The sequence below is a fragment of the Mycobacterium sp. NGS19 genome (assembly GCF_059813155.1).
Genome location: NZ_JCALEB010000001.1, coordinates 112,898 through 131,048, shown reverse-complemented (window position 1 = coordinate 131,048; position 18,151 = coordinate 112,898). Strand labels below are relative to the sequence as shown.

Genomic DNA, 18,151 nt, shown 5'->3' with positions numbered 1-18,151 from the left:
TTAGCCAGCCGTGTCGATCATCGCGATGGCGAAGTAGCCCCGGCGCGAGCGTGCGCCGCGGTACGCACTTCTGCGGCGTGTCGGTGCGCAGACACGCACGCTCGCGGGGACGAGGGGAGGGGTGGGCTAGACCTTGGCCGGTTGCTTGCCTTGCGCTTTGATCTCGTTGTACAGCTCGATGTAGTACGGCAGGCACTCCTGCATCGCCTCTTCGGTGGTGTACAGCGGCTCGTAGCCCAGCTCGCGCCGAGCTTTCTCCACCGAGAAGTAGTTGTCGAGGTAAAGCCGTTCCACCGCAAGGGGTTCCAGCGGCGGTGCCGGCAGATTGAACTTGAAATGCAGCTGCTGCCACACCGTCATGACGAAGTGCACCAGGCGGCCGGAGATGCGAAACCGTGGCCAGTGCTCACCGCAGGCCTCGACGACCGGGCGGGCGAACTCGAACATGTTCACCGGATCGTCGTCGTTGATGAAGTACGCCTGACCGGGCGCGGTCCCGCCCGGAACCAGGTGCTGCGCCGCAAGGATGAAGCCGTGCACCAGGTTCGCGATGTACGAATTGTCAAGGCGCGCTTTCTTACTGCCGATCAGGACTTTGACCTGGCCGGTGACGACGCGCTCGAACACCTTGCGGAACATCGTCTGGTCGCCGCGGCCCCAGATACCGCTCGGCCGGATGGAACACGTCAGCAGCCCGTCGACGCCGTTCTGCGACAGCACGAACTTCTCGGCTTCCACTTTGGTCTCGGTGTAGAGGTCGGCGAATCGATCCGTGTACGGCAAAGTTTCGTCGCCGCCGGAGATCGCCTTGCCGCCGATGACGACGCTGTTGCTCGCGGTGTACACGAAGCGCTTCACCCCGGCTTTCTGCGCCGCATGCACAAGGTTCTTGGTGCCCTCGACGTTCACGGCGAAGCTGCGGCGCCGGTACTCCTCGGTGACCGACTTCCCGCCCATCAGCTCGATCAGCGCCGCCGTGTGAAAGATCGTGTCCACGCCTTCCACCGCGGCGGCCACCGCGTCGGGGTCGCAGATGTCACCGACCACTGTCTCGAGACCGGGACGGCCGCTAAGCGGCGACGGCACGCGGTCGAACGCGCGTACCTGGTACCCGCGGTCGAGCAGAGTGGCCACCAGATTGCAGCCGACGAACCCGGAGCCGCCGGTGACCAGCACCTTGCCCAGATCGGTCGTCAGTGAAGCGTCAGCCATGCCGGAAGCATAACTGAAACCTGTTCCAATTTCGAGAACTAGTTGCAAAAGAAACTAGTTAGCCAGCGCCGTCGCCGTCGCGCCCGGCCAGCGCATCCTCTACTCTCTTGCGGGCTCCGGCTAAGTGTTCCTCACAGCGTTTGGCCAGCTCTTCGCCTCTTTCCCAGAGCTTCAGCGACGTATCCAGATCGAGTCCGCCCTGCTCCAGCACGCGGACTACTTCCACCAACTCGTCGCGGGCTTCTTCATAGCCGAGTTCACTAATGGGTCTAGGCTCGGGGGCCGACGAGGGGTCTGTCATGACTGCTCTTCACCCGAACTGACGGCTCCGAATGCGCCGTCGGAGACCCGGATTCGCAGCTGCGTACCAGCCGGCGCCTGCGCGGCCGAACGCACCACCACCGGTGCAGCGCCCTCTGGGATCGCCTGTACCACCGCGTAGCCACGGGCAAGTGTCGCTGCCGGCCCCAGCGTGCCGAGGCGCGCCGACAGATGGCCGATCCGGTCGGTCTCTGCAGCGACCAAGCGCTTGATGTCGCGTCGTGCCGCGCTGCGTGCCCGCTCGATCTCCTCGCTACGGGCGGTCAGCATCTGCAGCGGTGCGGCCAGCACGGGCCGGGATCTCAGCTGATGGACCAGTCGCTCTTCTCGGCTCACCCAGTGCCGCAGCGCGCGTGCACTGCGACGGCATAGGTCGTCGAGAAGCGCCCGCTCGGCGGCCATATCCGGCACGATCCGCTTCGCCGCGTCGGTCGGCGTGGCCGCGCGCACGTCGGCGACAAGGTCGCAGATCGGGTTGTCGGGCTCGTGGCCCACCGCGCTGACTACCGGCGTGGTGCATGCCGCGATCAGCCGGCACAGCGTCTCGTCGGAGAACGGCAGCAGGTCTTCGACGCTGCCACCACCCCGGGCGAGCACGATCACGTCGACGTCCGGATGCGCGTCCAGATCACGCAACGCGTCGACAATCTGCGGCACCGCGTTGGGTCCCTGAACCGCGACGTTGCGCAGTTCGAACCGCACCGCCGGCCACCGGGTCGAGGCAACGGTCATCACGTCGCGTTGGGCGGCGCTGGCCCGTCCGGTGATCAGCCCCACCGCCGTGGGCAAGAACGGAAGCGGCCGCTTCAGCCGGACGTCGAACAGCCCTTCGGCGTCCAGCAGCCGTCGCAGCCGCTCGATCCGGGCCAGCAGCTCGCCGATACCTACCGCGCGAATCTCGCTGAGCCGCAACGAGAACGAGCCGCGCCCGGTGTAGAACGTCGGCTTGCCGCAGACGACCACCTGCGTACCTTCAGCCAGCCGGACCGGTGCTGCGAGCACGAGGTCGCGCGGGCAGGTGACCGTCAGCGACATGTCCGCGGCCGGATCGCGCAGCACCATGAACACGGTCTTGGAATCGGGCCGGATGTTGATCTCGGTGAGCTGACCTTCGACCCAGACCATCCCGAGCCGGTCGATCCATTTGGCCACCCGCGTGGCGACGGCCCGCACCGGCCACGGGTGCTCCGCTGAGTTCGGCAGCGCAGGAGCGGTCACTTGGCGGACGCGCGCGTGATCCTGTTGGCCAGCAGGGTCTGGAACGGCGCCCTGGCCTTGGTGGCTTCCTCGTAGGCCAGCAGCGCGTCGAGTTCGGTGACGGACAGCGATTGCAGCCGGGCCCGAAGCTGCGCCAGCGTGAGGTCGTCATAGCCGAGTTCGACGGCGATCTCCGGCGGATCTGTGGCGGCCGGTGTCGCGTCGTCGGCGTCCGTCGTCGTCTCCGCCGGCGGCGGGTCAGCCGAGTACAGGGCGAACCGGCCTTCGGCCCGCCGGTCGCGCTCGCTGCTCAGCGGGGTGACCTGTGCGGTGTCCTCGAGGTCCTCGTCGAAGGTGGCCCACTCCGGCTGCTCGTCTTTCGGCGGAAACAGGGTGTCGAGCGTCTCGTCGCCTTTGATCACCATGTCGGCGATGTTCTGCTGAACCCGCATGAACAGATGGGCGGCCTGGCTGACCAGCGTCATCGGGTACATCAGCAGCGTGTGGGGAAACTTGCGCGTCTCCTCGACGACAGTGGCTGCGGCACCGACCAGCAGCCGAACCCCGTATGGTGCATTGGCCATGTGGTCCAGCCTGCCCTAACGCTGGCGCATGTCAAAGCTTGCCCCGGCGTTTGGCGCGCAGGTGGCGCCGGACCGTACCCTGGCTCTATGCCGCCAACCGTCAACATGGGGATTCCTGGCGCCGCCAGCGGCGTGGCGCAGCGACCCACCGGCAAGCGAGTCCTGCTCGCCGAGCCGCGTGGCTACTGCGCGGGTGTGGACCGCGCCGTCGAAACCGTCGAGCGGGCGCTGGAGAAGCACGGGGCGCCGGTGTATGTGCGCCATGAGATCGTGCACAACCGACACGTCGTCGACACGCTGGCGAAGGCGGGCGCGGTGTTCGTCAAGGAGACCGACGAGGTGCCCGAGGGCGCCATCGTGGTGTTCTCCGCCCACGGCGTCGCGCCGACGGTGCACCAGTCGGCCGCCGAGCGCAATCTTCAGGTGATCGACGCCACCTGCCCGCTGGTCACCAAGGTGCACAACGAGGCCAAGCGGTTCGCCCGCGACGACTACGACATCTTGCTGATCGGCCACGAAGGCCACGAGGAAGTGGTAGGAACCGCCGGTGAGGCGCCCGAGCATGTGCAGTTGGTCGACGGCCCCGACGCCGTCGACGACGTGACCGTACGCGACGAGAACAAGGTCGTGTGGCTGTCACAGACCACACTGTCGGTCGACGAGACGATGGAAACCGTGCAGCGGCTTCGCGAGCGTTTCCCGAAGCTGCAGGACCCGCCCAGCGACGACATCTGCTACGCCACCCAGAACCGCCAGGTCGCCGTCAAGGCGATGGCCCCGGAGTGTGAGTTGGTGATCGTCGTCGGGTCGCGCAACTCGTCCAACTCGGTGCGGCTGGTCGAGGTGGCGCTGGGCGCCGGGGCGGCTGCCGCGTATCTGGTCGATTACGCCGACGACATCGATCCGGCCTGGCTCGACGGCGTCACCACGGTGGGCGTCACGTCGGGGGCTTCGGTGCCCGAGGTGCTGGTTCGCGGCGTGCTGGAGCGGCTGGCCGGCTTGGGCTACGACGTGGTACAGCCGGTGACCACTGCCAACGAGACGCTGGTGTTTGCGCTGCCGCGTGAAATCCGCCCGTCGCGGGCTTGATCGTCAAGCGCTGCAAGCGCTTCAGATGTCGTACTCCCAGGTCTCGGCTTCCCACGACCGCGAGCGTGGGCGCACGGGCTGGTCTTCCCGAGCCTCGGCGTCCGCGGGGCTGCTGCGGTAGCGGACCCGAGAGATCGGGTGGTGGGTGCCGTTGGTGACCGCGGAGTTGACCGAGGATCCGTTGCTGCCAGGACGCCGACGTGGCGGCACATCGAACGGCTCGAACGGGTCGTAGGAGTCGTACCGGCTGCGACGTTCGTGGGATGCTCGGCGTTCGTAGGGTTCGCGGCGCTCGTAGGGATTGCGGCGGTCGTAGGGCTCGCGCCGCTCGTACGGGTTGCGCGCGGAGCGGGCGGAAGCCGATCGGCGACGGGGCAGGTCGACGGGCTCATCGGGTTGCCGGCCCGCGTCGCGGCTTCGGCGTCGCCGCGGCTGCACGTCGTCCTCGTCGAGCGGCGTTCGTGCCCGTCGCGACCGGGTGGTCTCCGCGCGCTTTGCGGCTTTGGCGCGCTGCGCCGAACGCGTGGTCTTGGGCCGGTCGACCGCGTGGCGACGTTTCCGGGCCGGCTCCTTGTCCTTTTCCTCTTGGGCCGGTTCGTTGCCCGTGCGGGAGAACAGCCCAGCGATCTTGTCGGCGATGTCGGTCACCCGTACCGCCTTGGCCGGTTCCGCATCAGACGCGCGGTTAGTGAGGAACCAGCGCGCCAGCCCGATCAGCAGCACCGCCCCGGAGGTGAACAGCATCAGCGGAAACCGCTCGATCAGTGGATAGGCGCAGTTGATGACCACATCTTTGAGGCCGCTCAGCTTGCCGCCGTGGAACACGAAGTAGGCGCCGGGCACGCTGACGAACAGGATCATCGGGGGCTGCACGACGGCGGTGAACAACCCGGATTGCCGAACCGCCAGCACCGCCGCGACGCAGCCGACCGCATACAGCGCAGCGAACACGTGAGTCAGCTCATTGCCGCCGCCGGCGTCGAATGCGAAGCCGATGGCGGTGGCGATGACGGCGATCGCTACGGCACCCCACCACGGCACACCCGGCACATTCGGGTGCACGGAGCGGCGCTGCGCACTCACCACCGAAGCGTCCCGCTGTGCAGACACAGATAGACCGTACCGGTTGAACCGCAAAGTCCGCTGTCAAGCACGGCTGGGTGCGCATGTCGCAAATGCCTAGACTGTGGACGCTGTGAGTCTGAACCTGGGGATCGTCGGCCTGCCCAACGTCGGCAAATCGACGTTGTTCAATGCCCTGACACGCAACGACGTGCTGGCCGCGAACTACCCGTTCGCCACGATCGAGCCCAACGAAGGCGTGGTGGCGCTGCCCGACCCGCGGCTGGAGAAGTTGGCCGAGATGTTCGGGTCAGCGCGGATCGTGCCGGCGCCGGTGACGTTCGTCGACATCGCGGGCCTGGTCAGGGGCGCGTCCGAAGGCGCCGGCCTGGGCAACAAGTTCCTGGCCAACATTCGCGAGTGCGACGCAATCTGCCAGGTGGTGCGAGTGTTCGCCGACGACGACGTCGCCCACGTCTCCGGTGAGGTGAATCCGGCGTCGGACATCGAGGTCGTCGAGACGGAGCTGATTCTGGCGGATCTGCAGACGCTGGAGCGCGCCCTGCCGCGTCTGGAGAAGGAGGCGCGTACCCATAAGGACAGGCGGCCCGTGCTCGAGGCGGCGCAGGCCGCCGAGAAGGTGTTGAACGAGGGAACGACGTTGTTCGCCGCAGGTGTGGACACGTCGCTGCTGCGTGAGCTGAATCTGTTGACGACGAAGCCGTTTCTCTACGTCTTCAACGCCGACGAGGCGGTGCTGACCGATGCTGCGCGGCAGGCCGCGCTGCGGGAATTGGTGGCGCCGGCCGACGCGGTGTTCTTGGACGCCAAGATCGAGGCTGAGCTGTTGGAGCTCGACGACGAGTCCGCCGCCGAGCTGTTGGAGTCGATCGGCCAAACCGAACGCGGCCTAGATGCGTTGGCGCGCGCGGGGTTTCACACATTGCGTCTGCAGACGTTCTTGACGGCCGGCCCCAAAGAGGCGCGAGCCTGGGTGATCCACCAGGGCGATACCGCGCCGAAGGCGGCGGGGGTGATCCATTCCGACTTCGAGAAGGGCTTCATCAAAGCGGAGGTGGTGTCCTACGACGACCTGGTGGCTGCCGGGTCGATGGCGGCGGCCCGCGCCGCCGGCAAGGTCCGGATGGAGGGCAAGGACTACGTGATGGCAGACGGCGACGTGGTGGAGTTCCGCCACGGATGAAATGGCGACACAGAGCGTTCCTCGCGCGTCCGATGGCTGCACGAAAGGCTCGTAGCATGCCTACCGTTGCCCAGATCCACCTTGTCGTCGCCGACCGCGAACGGAGTTGCGCATTCTACGAACATCTGGGGATCGTGTTCTTGCCCCGGAATCGGCACGGCGAAGGTCCGGCCGAGGCGTGGGTTTCCTACAAACACCGGTGTCACGGTCGTTCTGCATTCGACGGGGGTCGCGTCATGGTGGGACGAGAGCGCGCCTTGGTCATCAGCCGGCGGGCCGCAATTCGACCTCGAGTTGCAGTCTGCGAAAGGCCTCGACGATGGTCGAGGCGCTCGCTGCCACCGGTGTGACGATCATAAAGCAGCCGACAAACATGCCCTGGGGAAAGCGCTCCGCGATCGTGCTCGACCCCGACGGCCACCGCGTCGGCTTGAAGGCAAAGGTAGTCTACTGAGCGCTGCTGACCCACGGCGACGTGGTTGCCGTCCGTCACGGACAAACGTCTGGCGGGGAAGGCCACCGCTAACAAGCAGCAGGCTTTGACCAAGGAGCAACAATGAGCGAGAAGAAGATTCGATCGTCGGCGGGCATCTCGGTGCATCGCATCGAACTGGCCGACGGCCAGCTGCCCGAGATGGCTTGCGGCGTCAACGGGGTGGCGCAACAGACATGGTTTCGGCCCACCCACATCGATGTGGAGTTCGACCCTAAGGGCGTAGTGGAGACACGTATCTATGGTTCCCAGATTAAGCAGGACGGCTCCTTGAGTGAGCGCGAACTTGACCACCGCTGGCGTCGGTTATGACCGCGAGCGCCGTCTTTGTTGCCACTTCGCGCTGCGGTCTGACGACGCTGCGGGCGGGATCCTCGCCGCAGTCTATTTCAAGTTGGGATTAACTCAGCTGGCGCGAGCCTTGCTTCGACGGCGTTGTGGTCGAATTCCGACACGGAGCGATACCTCAGGCCAAATAGATATTGTCTGACGCGTCGTGATGCGGTTCAGCCCGGTCGCGCTCAGTCAATCGCCCGCGCTTTGCGGAAGCACGCCGCCGATGCGCGATTTTCCCTGTAGCTCTTGCTTTCTCGGTTCACGGCGGCGGTGAGGTCCCGCAAGCTCGATTGCGGCGCTGGCCGCCGCTCGGCCGGTAGTCGCGTGAGAATCTAGGGCGCCGGATGGGCGACGTGGTTCGACGGCGCCATACGCACCCCCGCCCCCTCCACGGTAACCATCATTTGCCGCCAACTTGACGACGGCGGCGCTCTCCGGGGAGCGTCGGCCGAGCAATGCACGGCGAGCTCGTTGACGCCGAAGACGCACGCTCGTTCGCCGCCCGCTACTCGAGGCTGGCGCCGAGCTCGTCACCCAGACCATCGCCGCACGGCTGGCGTTCTTCGCCGCCGAGGCACCGGTGGCAGCATGGCGTCATCACAGCTGTGATACCCGGATTAGCCGCAAGCCGTCGGCGCCGCTTTTCACTTGACGTCTTATCCTGCCTCCAGTTGCAACCTCACTAATTATGGTTGCAATGGCTGGCCAGGGGCGGTTATATTTGTTTTCCGCGACCCAGCTAGTGCAACGGAGATTGCAATGTGCCCGACTATCGACTTGGACGCCGACATCTTCGAGTACTTGCAGGCGCGCGCCACGCCGCTCGTCGACACTCCGAGCACGGTGCTTCGGCGTGAGTTGGGACTACCGGATCCGTCGCGACGGCAGCCTAGTTCGGCAGCTGCCGCTCGGACGGAGGCTGGACTACCTAGTCGCTCGTCGGTGGCGGAAGAACGTCCCCCCGGCGCGAAACCAGGCAGAACAGGAAGAGTCAAGAAGCCCGGGGCTTTACGACCGCGCACTCGAGCGGCGGCGGGAACCTTGCTTCCCGAAGAACGGTACATCATTCCGTTGTTGAAGGTTCTGGACGACGCCGGCGGCAGTGCCGCTTTTCGTGACGTTGTCGATGCAATCGGCAAGGTGATGCACGACGACTTTCTGCCCGCCGACTTCGAGACACTCGGCTCCGGAGGGATTCGGTGGCAGAGCCGCTTGCAGTTTGTGCGCCTCCGTCTCGTCGAGCGCGGCCTGCTCGAGCGGAATTCGCCGCGCGGAATATGGGCGATCAGCGAGGCGGGCCGAAAACAGCTCGAGGAGAGTCGAGGCAGCGGTGAGTAAGCGGAAAGCCAAGGTGGCGAGTACGGCGGTCGACGCGGAACCGCCCGGCAAGGCGATGACCGAGCCGATCACAAACTCGGATGTTTTCCTATGGGCCCTTTACGAGTTGGGCGGGGACACCGACTTCGTCGACGTAGAAGACGTGTTCCTCAAGGCGTTCGACCTCGCGCCTCTCCGCTTGAGTTGGCGTACCAAGCCTGACCTCCCGGACTTGAAGAAGTGCTCGAAGGCGCTTCGGGATGCGGAGGGACGTACGCCAAAATTGCTTGTGAAGCGTGGACCTGAAATGCGGCGGCTGACGGTCGAGGGTCAACGATGGATCGAGGAGAACTTTGACCGCCTGGCGCAATCGCTGCGCAGCGACCGCACCGTGAAGGCCCCGCCAACGCGCGCGCCAGCAAAGCTCATCAGTGAAGCCCTTCGCAGTGCGGCGCACAGGATCTGGGCGGACCGCCGCGAGATCACCGACGAGAAGTGGCGCGTCGCGGAGATGCTCAAATGCGCGCCAGATAGCCCGCGGTCCGTCTTCAGTCAGCGCCTCGAAACCCTACGTGCCGCGGCATACGCGGCTGGCCACCATGACGCGTTGGAGTTTCTTGACTCTTTACAACACAAACGGCCCGAGTGGTTCTAGGAGGACACGTGGGCAAGAACCGGGTGCAGTATGGGGGCCGGGCGTTCACCCAGGACGCGCAGGCGGCGATGAAGGGCAACATCGTTCGCGCGCTGATCGAACTGATCACGAATGCCGACGACGCGTACGGATCTACCTCGGGTGGGAAGATCCGCGTCGAAGTCGAGCATCGTAGGAAGAGCCCCTGGAAGGTGGTTGTGAAGGATCGGGCCACCGGCATGCGCATGAAAAAGATGCGCAGGGTGTTCGGACAACTCGGTGCCAGGACGTCCGGGTTCGAAACCGGACAGGCTGTACGCGGCAACCTCGGTCGAGGTGCCAAAGACGTGGCAGCGTTCGGTCCCGTCACCTTCGCAAGTATTTGCGAGAACTACTACTCCGAGATGGTGCTCGAGCCGGACGGGACCTACGACGACCCAATCGAACGTCGCGCTACTGACAGCGACCGTCAGCGGCTGGGGATCCCGCGCGGGTCCGGCACCGTGGTGAGCATCACGGTGGACCCGCGATTCAGGTGTCCGCAGCACAGCACGCTCGTCGACAACTTGTCGAAGCACTACCAGCTGCGTGATATCAACTCTGATCCGCGCCGCGAGCTAACACTGGTCGACCTGAATAGTGGTGAGTCGGAATCGATTCGTTACGGTCTGCCGTCGCTCGCTGAGGAGGTCGCGTGCGACATTGAAATACCAGGATATGACGCGATCGCGTCACTTCAGATCTCAAGGCTGCCAGAAAGAGCCGACAAGCCGAGCAGCGACCCGCTGCGGCCGGAAGGCATTCTCATCAAAGGCAGCAGGGCGATTTACGAGAACACGCTTTTCTCCCTCGAATCCAATCCACACGCACACTGGTTCACCGGGTCGCTGACCTGCCCGACAATCGACACGCTCGCCCGCCAGTACGACGATCTCGAGGGCGGCAGCCAGGAGCACACCAGTGACAACCCCATGCCGATCATCACTCGAACCCGCGACGGTCTAGAGCACGAACACCCGTTCTATAAGGCTCTTCTTGAAGCCGCCGAGCCGCATCTGGCGCGCCTGGTGAAGGCGGAAGAGAAGAAGGCGCAGGAGGGCGGCGCATATGAGAGTGCGCGGCTCCGGCGAGCACTTGATTCGCTCGGCCGCGACCTGGCCCAACTGGTCGATTCAGACCTGCGCGAAGTCGACGAAGACGGCCTTGGCGGCGGCAGCGCGGCAGGTGATACGGAGCCCGTCCGAATTATCCCCGGCAGCCCGGTCCTCTACATGGGCGAAGACAAAACTCTGTCTGTCGTGGTGCTGAAGGATGTCGGGGTCGATGACTTTGACGTCGAAGTCGACCCCGAGGGTGTCATCGAAGTGTTGGATCAGCTTCCTATCGAACTCCGTCCACACCCCCGCCGCGATGACTGCTTGATCGGTCAGATCCATCTACGCCCGCTCATCGAGGACGAAGAGACGCTCTTGACCGTGACCTGCGGTGAAGTTGAGGCCGTGGCCTCGGTGTATGTACGGCCAGAGCGCGACATTCCCGCACCGACGCCTCCCGACGACCTAGAGTTCGTCCGCAGCAGGTACCAGCTCGCTCACGGACGCCGTCGATCGCTCGGCCTGCGCGCGCCGACCGATGTGATCAACGCCGCTGGGTCAACGCGCGTAAAGGTGATCTCGAATAATCCAGGCGTCGTAGTGCTCGGCGGGGAAACTGAGCTCATTTTCGACGAGGAGCAGCTTTGTTTCGTCGGCCGCGTAACGGTCGATCCGCGAGTCCTTGGAGCGACCGCCATTCTGACCGCAACCCTAGGGAACGCCGCCGCGACATGCGAGGTATCAGTGCGAGAAAGGGATGGAGGCGGCCCAGCATTGCAGATCAAGATCGTGGATGAAGCGCAGGGCCGCTACCGCGCTTACGTTGATCTGGTCAACGACATGACGATCATCAAGATCTTCGGCAGCCACCCGGCGATCAAGCGATATCTCGGTCCCGGCCCCGACTTCCCCAAGCAAGACACTACGGAGGCTCGTGCCGTTATCGCCGAAATCGTAGCCGGCGAGGCAGCCCGTCTCGTCATGAACAGGAAGTACAGGACGGCAGGGGAACTCGACGGTCCAGCTTTCTACGCCGAGCATTATTACTACCTCGACAAATACCTTGCCCGGTGCCACAAGTTGATGCTGAGCGACCTCGAAGGCGCTCAGTAAAGCGACGTTGCCCTATGAAAGATCTGAGTACAATGCCGACCTCGCCGTCTACTGCGCCGGCCACGCAAACCCTACCAACGCGCCGGCGGCGATGGGCGTCCTGCCCCATGATCTGCCCACCATGGGGCTTTCACGGCATGCGTCAGCCGACAGTGTGATAAGCATCTATTTGCGCATCAATTGATGCGAATTCGGATGACCCGAGGCGACCGTGAGGACTATTGGCGCTCGACGATGAATTGGTTGAGCGGGCGATGGAGTTGACCGGTATCGCGGAGAAGTCGGCCCTGCTGCGAGTCGGTCTCGAAACCCTCATCCGGGTCCACAGCGCTCGGCGGCTCGCGGCGCTCGGTGGAAGTGATCCGAAGGCGACGTCCCCCCGTCCCTTCGGACGTCGCCAACGCAGGGATGTTGTCTTCTTTGCAATCAGGTTGAGTGCCGTTCGGCCGTCGAGCACGCCTGGCAGTACTCGGTTCCTCGGTAGTCGTCGGGCATTCGGGAGGCATGATGCGGTGGCGCGGTGTCTGTCACGTCGAGTTCGCAGTACTGGACTATGAGAACTCGATCGCGTTCTACGACCAATTGTTCGGCTGGCTGGGTTACAGCAGCTTCTCCACGTTGAACATGGAATACCAATCCGTGTACTACATGACGCGGTATGTCAACCCGCACAGCTACATCGGGATTCAGCCGGCCCGGTCCGGAGAAAAGCTGACGCACACCGACCAGGCCGTCGGAATCAACCACATCGCGCTGTGGGCCCGGAGCAGAAGGGAAGTGGGTCGGTTCCATCGCGAATTCCTGAACAGGCGGAACATTCCTGTCACCGATCCGCCAACAGAGTATCCGCAGTATTGGCCGGGCTACTACGCGGTGTTCTTCGACGACCCGATCAACGGTATCCATTGGGAGCTCGCGTGGCTGCCGAAAGTGCCTACGCCTCGTCAAGTCTTATCGTTCTATCGGGCAATGCGGGCGGTCGCCAAGCGTCGACCCGACCTCGCCGACACGGTGCCCGGCATTCTGCAGCAAGCGAGGCGAACGCTGCCGGGCAGATGATCGACGAGACCAGCCTGCGGACGGCCGCCGAAGCGCACAACCTTACCTAACGATTCGATCACTATGCGGACAGGCCGGACTAAGAAAATGCAGAGAATCCTTAGAACATAAATGATAGACAATCGAAATTCGGCCATATTTGAGGCCCAGATCACGCGGAAATGGCGTAACGCTCGCTCTCAGTGAACAAGTGGCCGCTAGCAGCGCGTTTGCGTCGGTTTTCCTTCGGTTACCTTGGATTTCGGGCGGGGAAATCTGCGACCCATTCGCGATGTGAAGGAAATGATGATGAAAGTAAGTAGTAAAAACGTGCGCCGCGGCGTGGTCGGCGCTTGTGCCGGAAGCCTGCTTGGGGGACTCGCCGCCGCGACCATTGCGGCGCCGACGGCGACTGCCGCGCCCGACCAGTGCAGCGCCAGCCAGGTGGCCGGCACCGTGAGTTCAGTGACCGGTTCGGCGCGTCAGTACCTCGACACTCACCCTGGCGCCAACCAGGTGGTGACGGCTGCGTTCAACCAGCCGCGCCCGGAGGCTGAGTCCAACCTGCGTGCGTACTTCACGGCTCACCCGCAGGAGTACTACGACCTGCGCGGCATCCTGGCGCCGATCGGTGACACGCAGCGCCAGTGCAACGTGTCGGTGCTGCCGCCGGATCTGGCGTCGGCGTACAACCAGTTCATGGCTGGCTAGTTCGGCAGCTGGCGGCCCGTCGCGACTCTCGTCGCGGCGGGCCGTTGTGCGTGCGGGGAGCGGTACGAGTTCTCCATCAACATGCGGATGGCGTGGATCCGCTCCTGGTATGCCTGCTCGTGTGCGACCACCGCTCGGGCGTACTGCATATTCATGGTGGGTTGCTCTCCTCCCGCCTGCCGCGTTCACCTATAGGACCGCGCACGCGCTTGGAAGTGGACACTTTTTCGCGCAGGAACGCGTGATCTCTTGCAAAATGCAGCGCCGCGCTTGGCGCATCTTGGGGCGGCATGCTCCTCGCAACCCGTTCCCTGACGGGCCTCGATGGCTTAACGTGTCGTGAGTGGAGTCACAGCAACTAGGTGCCAGCGAGCTCGTGCCCGTTGAGGCCCTACGCTCAGGCGACCCGATCACCGACATTCACGGTGGGGGAGAGCACTACAAAGTTCTGGAGTCGAAGTGCGTCTGCGACGGCTGCGTCGTACTCGAGCTGGAATCCAAGGCCGACGATCGATTCCGAGTGATCGAGAAATCGTTTCCCAGCGGCTACCAAGTCGGCAGGTCACACCTGCGTCATTGGTGACGCTCTAGACCGCGGTGAGCCGCGGCTCTGTGGGTACCTCTACGGGATCGATGCGGTCGTTCACCGTCGTCAACGTGACATCCACCCGCTCCGCGGCCCGGTCGCACATGCCCCGCAGCCGCTGACTGGCGGCGCCCACGTCATCAGAGGCGACGCGCAGATAGGCGGTGACGTTGACGCGCAGCCGGTCGACGGCAAGAGCCAGCCGTTGACGCAGCCGGTCGTCGACCTCGACTGTGACATAACCGAACCGGATCCTCATGGCGCTGCTCCCCTCGGAGTGTTTGGTGTCAACGGTAGTGGAACCGGCGTCGTCGTGAGCGATACGGTTCACCGGGAAAGGGGCCAGCATGATCTTCATCGTCGTGAAGTTCGAGACGAAGCCGGAATGGACGGAACGTTGGCCGGAGCTCGTCGCGCCGTTCACCGAGGCAACCCGGGCTGAAGAAGGCAACCTCTGGTTCGAGTGGTCGCGAAGCCTCGAGAACCCGGCCGAGTACGTTCTCGTCGAGGCGTTCCGGGACGCCGACGCCGGCGCAGCGCACGTCAACAGCGAGCACTTCAAAGCCGCGCAGCGCGATCTGCCTCAGGCGCTGGTATCCACCCCCAAGGTGATTAGTCAGACCGTCGACGCCACGGGGTGGTCGCGGTTGGCGGAGATCGCGGTCGACTAGTCGACGATCACCGCGATCTCGTCGCCAAGCCGGTAGCCGTCAGCAAGCGGCAGCCGATCTCCACTCCAAAATGAGCCTGGGTCAAAATAATTCGAGTTCTTGTGCGTCGACAACAGTCCCATCTCCTCATAGGTGATCGCCACTGTCTCTGCGCAGTAGGCGGTTTCCAGGCCGGCTTGCCGTTGCCTTGCCTTCTTGCGTTCAGCGGCGCCACGAAATCTCCTGCCCGCCAGGGGAATTCCGAGGACGACGTCGGTCGGCTTCGGTGTCCGGCCGCGGAACCAGCGGGCCGTCAATCGAATCGTGCTCGGAAACGGTGTGCCGTCCATTCGGGCGATCACCCGCAGGAGCCGGTCCTCCTGCTCGCGAGTCGGCGGCGGCGTGAGCTGCCGCAGCCAGCACTTTTGCCCGTAACGCCGCATCCACTGCTCGACCGCCTCGCGTGCGTCGTTGAGTTGAACGCCTCGCTGCTGTTGGCCAGTCCACATGTCGGTGAGCTTGTTGCCCAGTTCGGCGTGCCACATCAGCGGCGGTAGATCGTCGATCGCGACCGTCATTCCGACGTGGTTCACCGGGCTGTTGGTCATCGACTGGATGGCTCGGTCCGGCCCGGACCGCCCGCGGAACAGCCAGATGTCGCCGGTCCTCGTTTCTTCCAGAGCTCGCTCGAGCGACACGGTGTGCTCGTCCACGGTCGCAGCATAAGCTGAGCGCAATGCGCAAGTGGGTGAAGTGGATCGGTCTGGCGGCGGTCGCCGGGGTGGCGGCCGGAGGGGTGCTGGTGGCTCGGGACCAGCGGCGCCGTAACGCGTACACCCCCGACGAGATTCGCGCGCGACTGCATCAACGGCTCGCGGAATCCGACGGCGGCGAGTCCCCGTGAGGGCGCCGTACTACGAGAGTCGCTTCATCCGTGCGAACCATCCCTCTGCCGCACAGGCGCTCTGGCTGCGGGAGACGTTGCTGCTGACAAGCAGTGGCGCCGAGAGTGCGGACGTCTGGGTGATGGTGTTCGACCCGGACGGATCCGGGAATTGCGCAGTGAAGCTGCCGTACCCCATCGAAGAGGTGTCAATTCAGGCCGATCCGTGGGCCGTATGGATCGGCGACACGTTCCTCGACGATGACGGCGCTCGTGGCGCGATTGCCGGTCCGCGCAGCGCGTCCTGGGATTTGCGAATCACAGGCGGCGGGCAGCCGGTGAAATTGTTGACGGAGCGGCGGTATTCGGCGCGCTTTCCGTCCGCGAAGACATCAGTCCGTGCCCCGTTGGCGCGTTTCGACGGGCATGTCACAGTGGACGATCTGCGTATTGACGTGAACGGCTGGACGGGAAGCGTCAACCACAATTGGGGCCGGCGGCACACGCCCGCATATGCCTACGGCCAGGTGTGCGGGTTCGACACCGCGGCATCGTCGTCCTTCGAAATCGCCACTGCCCGTGCAGGACTCGGCCCGGTGACCCTGCCACCGACAACCCTACTGGTGTTGCGGCATGACGGGCGTGAGCTCGCTGTCCGGTCGCTTGTGGCAGCGCGGCGCACAACGGGCGAATACCGGCCGTTCGCTTGGCGGTTCTCGGCCCGAGTCGACGACGTGGTGCTGCAGGGTTCCATCACCGCCGAGCCGCGGGATGTGATCGGACTCAACTACATGGACACGAACGGAAAGACGAAGTACTGCTACAACTCTGCGGTGTCGACGTGCCGACTGCGAGTCGGCTCTGTCGAACTCGTCGCCGCCCGGCGGGCCATGTTCGAAATTCTCACCGACACCCGGCTGGACACCGTGCCGCTGCCGGCTTAGTGAGTCACCATGCCGCCGTCGGCAAGCAGCACCTGTCCAGTGATGTAACTTCCGGCGTCTGAGGTGAGAAGCAATGCAGGACCCACCATTTCGTCTGGATCGGCGAGGCGCCTCAGCAGCGTCTCGTTGGCCGTCGCGTCGATGAACTCTTGCGGGTTGTTACGCATCATCTGCGTGTCCACTGGGCCGGGGGCGAGCGCATTGACCCGATCCCCTGCGGCGCAAAGGCTGCCGCCATCGAGCGAGTCAGTGCGAGCATCGCCGCCTTTCCGGCCGCATAGAGCGGCATGTTGCCAGAAAAGAGGAATGCGGCCGGCGAAATCAGATTGACGATCGCCGCGTGTTCGCTCTGCGCCAGATGAGGAAGTGCCTCCTGCACGAGAAAGAGCGGACCGGTGACATTGACAGACAAGGATTTGTGCCATGCCTCCGGGGTGATCTCGCCGAATTGCTGCAGCAGGGACGTCGCAGCGTTGTTGACGAGTATGTCGATGCCGCCGAATGCGCTTACGGCCTGCTGGACAAGGCTTTTCACATGATCGAGGTCACCCATGTGCGCGGCGACGGCTGCGACCCGTCCCGGCGCGTCTACTTCTAACGCCCGACGGGCATGTTCGCAGCGTTGCGCGGACCGGCCGGTGATGACGACGTTGGCGCCTGCGGCAAGGTGGCCCTGTGCGAGCGAGAAGCCTATTCCTCGGGTTCCGCCGGTGATGATCACAGTGCGGCCGGTGAGATCGAACAGGTCACGCAGTTTGTCGGCGTTCATGACTTGTCTTTCGAGGGTTTACCAGCGGCATCGGAGAAGGTCTGGCCTGTGATGGCGAAAACGCTAACTGCCGCGAGGATTTGGGTGCGGTTTTCCAGCGCGATGGCGGCTTCGACGTTCGCGGCGTCTTGGTTGGCGCGGAAAACCTGCTTGGTCATTTCCAGTCCGAACGAGGTGAAGGACAACAAGGTTTCGGCGATCTCGCGTGCCCGAGTCAGCAAGTGCTCGTCGTCGACCACTTCGGACACCAGGCCGATGCGTTCGGCCTCTTCGCCATCGACTTTCTTTGCGGTGAAGATCATTTCGGCCGCGCGGGTGGTGCCGATGAGCTTGGGCAGCGTGTAGCTGACACCGATATCGCAGCCGGACAGGCCGAGCTTGATGAACTGGGTGCAGAACATCGCGCTGCGCGCCGCGATGCGGAAGTCGCACGCGGCGGCGATGCCGAGGCCACCTCCGACGGCGGCACCGTTGACGGCGGCGATCACGGGCTGGGGAATGCCCATCACTTCAGGCACCAATGAGGCGATGAATTCTTGCGTACGCATGCCGGCCGCAGGGCCGGTTCGGGCTTCCGCGGTCGGTGCGATGGCCGGCTGCGACAGGTCCAGGCCGGAACAGAAGCCGCGGCCGGCGCCGGTCAGTATCACCACCCTGGTGTCGGATTCGGCGAGGGCGTCGAGCGTGGCGTGCAGTTGCGACACCATCTCCATGCTGAGTGCGTTGAGACGATCAGGGTTGTTGAGCGTGACGACGGCGAGGTCCGGCGTCGGTTGGTCGGTCAGGACGAGGTTCACATTCGTAATCTAGAGGCGCCCACCGTTCGGGTTAGCGGCGCGCTGAATAAGCCGGTCGTCGGTTCTTGTCAAGATCGGTTCCTCGATTTGTGGATGAATTCGGTTGCTGTGGATAAG

Annotated in this window: 22 protein-coding genes and 2 pseudogenes; 14 read left to right on the top strand and 10 right to left on the bottom strand. The window is 64.3% G+C overall.

From position 1 onward, the window contains the following. Positions 1-126: 126 nt before the first annotated feature. The 4 genes from AC5Y4N_RS00695 to AC5Y4N_RS00680 are packed head-to-tail and all read right to left on the bottom strand — an operon-like array spanning position 127 to position 3,314. Positions 127-1,212: a 3-beta-hydroxysteroid dehydrogenase gene (locus AC5Y4N_RS00695; protein ID WP_499909615.1), complete on the bottom strand. Its 1,086-nt coding sequence runs from the start codon at positions 1,210-1,212 to the stop codon at positions 127-129. A 58-nt stretch (positions 1,213-1,270) separates the two neighbouring features. Continuing rightward, the gene (locus AC5Y4N_RS00690; protein WP_499909617.1) at positions 1,271-1,513 is read right to left on the bottom strand and encodes an exodeoxyribonuclease VII small subunit; all 243 of its coding nucleotides are present in this window, start codon (positions 1,511-1,513) and stop codon (positions 1,271-1,273) included. Next, on the bottom strand, positions 1,510-2,736 hold the full coding sequence (gene xseA, locus AC5Y4N_RS00685) for an exodeoxyribonuclease VII large subunit (RefSeq protein ID WP_499909852.1): 1,227 nt from the start codon (positions 2,734-2,736) through the stop codon (positions 1,510-1,512). The genes AC5Y4N_RS00690 and xseA overlap by 4 nt, the downstream gene beginning before the upstream one ends. A gap of 11 nt (positions 2,737-2,747) precedes the next feature. After that, positions 2,748-3,314, bottom strand: a complete 567-nt coding sequence (locus AC5Y4N_RS00680; protein ID WP_499909619.1) for a lipid droplet-associated protein — start codon at positions 3,312-3,314, stop codon at positions 2,748-2,750. A gap of 87 nt (positions 3,315-3,401) precedes the next feature. Between AC5Y4N_RS00680 and AC5Y4N_RS00675 the strand changes: the two genes are divergently transcribed. Next, entirely contained in the window at positions 3,402-4,403 is a 1,002-nt protein-coding gene (locus AC5Y4N_RS00675) for a 4-hydroxy-3-methylbut-2-enyl diphosphate reductase (protein WP_499909621.1), read from the top strand. Positions 4,404-4,424: 21 nt separating this feature from the next. On the opposite strand, the gene AC5Y4N_RS00670 is transcribed toward AC5Y4N_RS00675, so the two are convergent. Next, the gene (locus AC5Y4N_RS00670; RefSeq protein ID WP_499909623.1) at positions 4,425-5,513 is read right to left on the bottom strand and encodes a DUF6542 domain-containing protein; all 1,089 of its coding nucleotides are present in this window, start codon (positions 5,511-5,513) and stop codon (positions 4,425-4,427) included. 85 nt (positions 5,514-5,598) lie between these two features. On the opposite strand from AC5Y4N_RS00670, the gene ychF reads away from it, so the two are divergent. From ychF to AC5Y4N_RS00625, 9 genes and pseudogenes are all read left to right on the top strand, one after another. Continuing rightward, the gene (gene ychF / locus AC5Y4N_RS00665; RefSeq protein ID WP_499909625.1) at positions 5,599-6,669 is read left to right on the top strand and encodes a redox-regulated ATPase YchF; all 1,071 of its coding nucleotides are present in this window, start codon (positions 5,599-5,601) and stop codon (positions 6,667-6,669) included. Positions 6,670-6,988: 319 nt separating this feature from the next. Further along, entirely contained in the window at positions 6,989-7,123 is a 135-nt protein-coding gene (locus AC5Y4N_RS00660) for a VOC family protein (RefSeq protein WP_499909627.1), read from the top strand. Positions 7,124-7,225: 102 nt separating this feature from the next. After that, positions 7,226-7,474 carry a hypothetical protein gene (locus tag AC5Y4N_RS00655; RefSeq protein ID WP_499909629.1) on the top strand — a complete coding sequence of 83 codons (249 nt, stop codon included), beginning with the start codon at positions 7,226-7,228 and terminating at the stop codon, positions 7,472-7,474. Between the two features lie 783 nt (positions 7,475-8,257). Then, positions 8,258-8,836 carry a winged helix-turn-helix domain-containing protein gene (locus AC5Y4N_RS00650; RefSeq protein WP_499909632.1) on the top strand — a complete coding sequence of 193 codons (579 nt, stop codon included), beginning with the start codon at positions 8,258-8,260 and terminating at the stop codon, positions 8,834-8,836. Beyond that, positions 8,829-9,470, top strand: a complete 642-nt coding sequence (locus AC5Y4N_RS00645) for a hypothetical protein (RefSeq protein ID WP_499909634.1) — start codon at positions 8,829-8,831, stop codon at positions 9,468-9,470. The genes AC5Y4N_RS00650 and AC5Y4N_RS00645 overlap by 8 nt, the downstream gene beginning before the upstream one ends. An 8-nt stretch (positions 9,471-9,478) precedes the next feature. After that, the gene (locus AC5Y4N_RS00640) at positions 9,479-11,656 is read left to right on the top strand and encodes an ATP-binding protein (RefSeq protein ID WP_499909636.1); all 2,178 of its coding nucleotides are present in this window, start codon (positions 9,479-9,481) and stop codon (positions 11,654-11,656) included. A 254-nt stretch (positions 11,657-11,910) separates the two neighbouring features. Next, positions 11,911-12,056, top strand: a pseudogene (locus AC5Y4N_RS00635) (type II toxin-antitoxin system VapB family antitoxin); the annotation flags it as partial. A gap of 107 nt (positions 12,057-12,163) precedes the next feature. Continuing rightward, positions 12,164-12,715, top strand: a complete 552-nt coding sequence (locus AC5Y4N_RS00630; protein ID WP_499909638.1) for a VOC family protein — start codon at positions 12,164-12,166, stop codon at positions 12,713-12,715. 288 nt (positions 12,716-13,003) lie between these two features. Next, on the top strand, positions 13,004-13,405 hold the full coding sequence (locus AC5Y4N_RS00625) for a heme-binding protein (RefSeq protein ID WP_499909640.1): 402 nt from the start codon (positions 13,004-13,006) through the stop codon (positions 13,403-13,405). Here AC5Y4N_RS00625 and AC5Y4N_RS00620 read toward each other — a convergent pair. After that, positions 13,402-13,560 (bottom strand): hypothetical protein, encoded by a 159-nt coding sequence (locus AC5Y4N_RS00620; RefSeq protein WP_499909642.1) that lies wholly within the window; start codon positions 13,558-13,560, stop codon positions 13,402-13,404. The two genes, AC5Y4N_RS00625 and AC5Y4N_RS00620, sit on opposite strands and share 4 nt — an antisense overlap. A 188-nt stretch (positions 13,561-13,748) precedes the next feature. Here AC5Y4N_RS00620 and AC5Y4N_RS00615 point away from each other — a divergent pair, with 188 nt between their 5' ends. Then, entirely contained in the window at positions 13,749-13,988 is a 240-nt protein-coding gene (locus AC5Y4N_RS00615; RefSeq protein ID WP_499909644.1) for a hypothetical protein, read from the top strand. 4 nt (positions 13,989-13,992) lie between these two features. Here AC5Y4N_RS00615 and AC5Y4N_RS00610 read toward each other — a convergent pair whose 3' ends face one another. Further along, positions 13,993-14,250, bottom strand: coding sequence for a hypothetical protein (locus tag AC5Y4N_RS00610; protein ID WP_499909646.1), 258 nt, complete (start codon positions 14,248-14,250; stop codon positions 13,993-13,995). 88 nt (positions 14,251-14,338) lie between these two features. On the opposite strand from AC5Y4N_RS00610, the gene AC5Y4N_RS00605 reads away from it, so the two are divergent. Further along, positions 14,339-14,662: a putative quinol monooxygenase gene (locus AC5Y4N_RS00605; RefSeq protein ID WP_499909648.1), complete on the top strand. Its 324-nt coding sequence runs from the start codon at positions 14,339-14,341 to the stop codon at positions 14,660-14,662. Here the strand turns inward: AC5Y4N_RS00605 and AC5Y4N_RS00600 are convergent. After that, positions 14,659-15,354 carry a guanylate cyclase gene (locus tag AC5Y4N_RS00600; protein ID WP_499909650.1) on the bottom strand — a complete coding sequence of 232 codons (696 nt, stop codon included), beginning with the start codon at positions 15,352-15,354 and terminating at the stop codon, positions 14,659-14,661. The genes AC5Y4N_RS00605 and AC5Y4N_RS00600 overlap by 4 nt on opposite strands. Before the next feature lie 23 nt (positions 15,355-15,377). Here AC5Y4N_RS00600 and AC5Y4N_RS00595 point away from each other — a divergent pair, with 23 nt between their 5' ends. Then, the gene (locus tag AC5Y4N_RS00595) at positions 15,378-15,545 is read left to right on the top strand and encodes a hypothetical protein (RefSeq protein ID WP_499909652.1); all 168 of its coding nucleotides are present in this window, start codon (positions 15,378-15,380) and stop codon (positions 15,543-15,545) included. After that, entirely contained in the window at positions 15,542-16,468 is a 927-nt protein-coding gene (locus AC5Y4N_RS00590) for a hypothetical protein (protein WP_499909654.1), read from the top strand. The genes AC5Y4N_RS00595 and AC5Y4N_RS00590 overlap by 4 nt, the downstream gene beginning before the upstream one ends. Here AC5Y4N_RS00590 and AC5Y4N_RS00585 read toward each other — a convergent pair. Both AC5Y4N_RS00585 and AC5Y4N_RS00580 read right to left on the bottom strand, forming a co-directional pair. After that, a pseudogene (locus tag AC5Y4N_RS00585) lies at positions 16,465-17,237 on the bottom strand (SDR family NAD(P)-dependent oxidoreductase). The gene AC5Y4N_RS00590 and the pseudogene AC5Y4N_RS00585 overlap by 4 nt on opposite strands. After that, a complete protein-coding gene (locus AC5Y4N_RS00580; protein ID WP_499909656.1) occupies positions 17,234-18,034 on the bottom strand; it encodes an enoyl-CoA hydratase/isomerase family protein in 801 nt (266 codons plus the stop codon). Before AC5Y4N_RS00580 ends, AC5Y4N_RS00585 begins: the two are co-directional and overlap by 4 nt. Between the last annotated feature and the right edge of the window lie 117 nt (positions 18,035-18,151).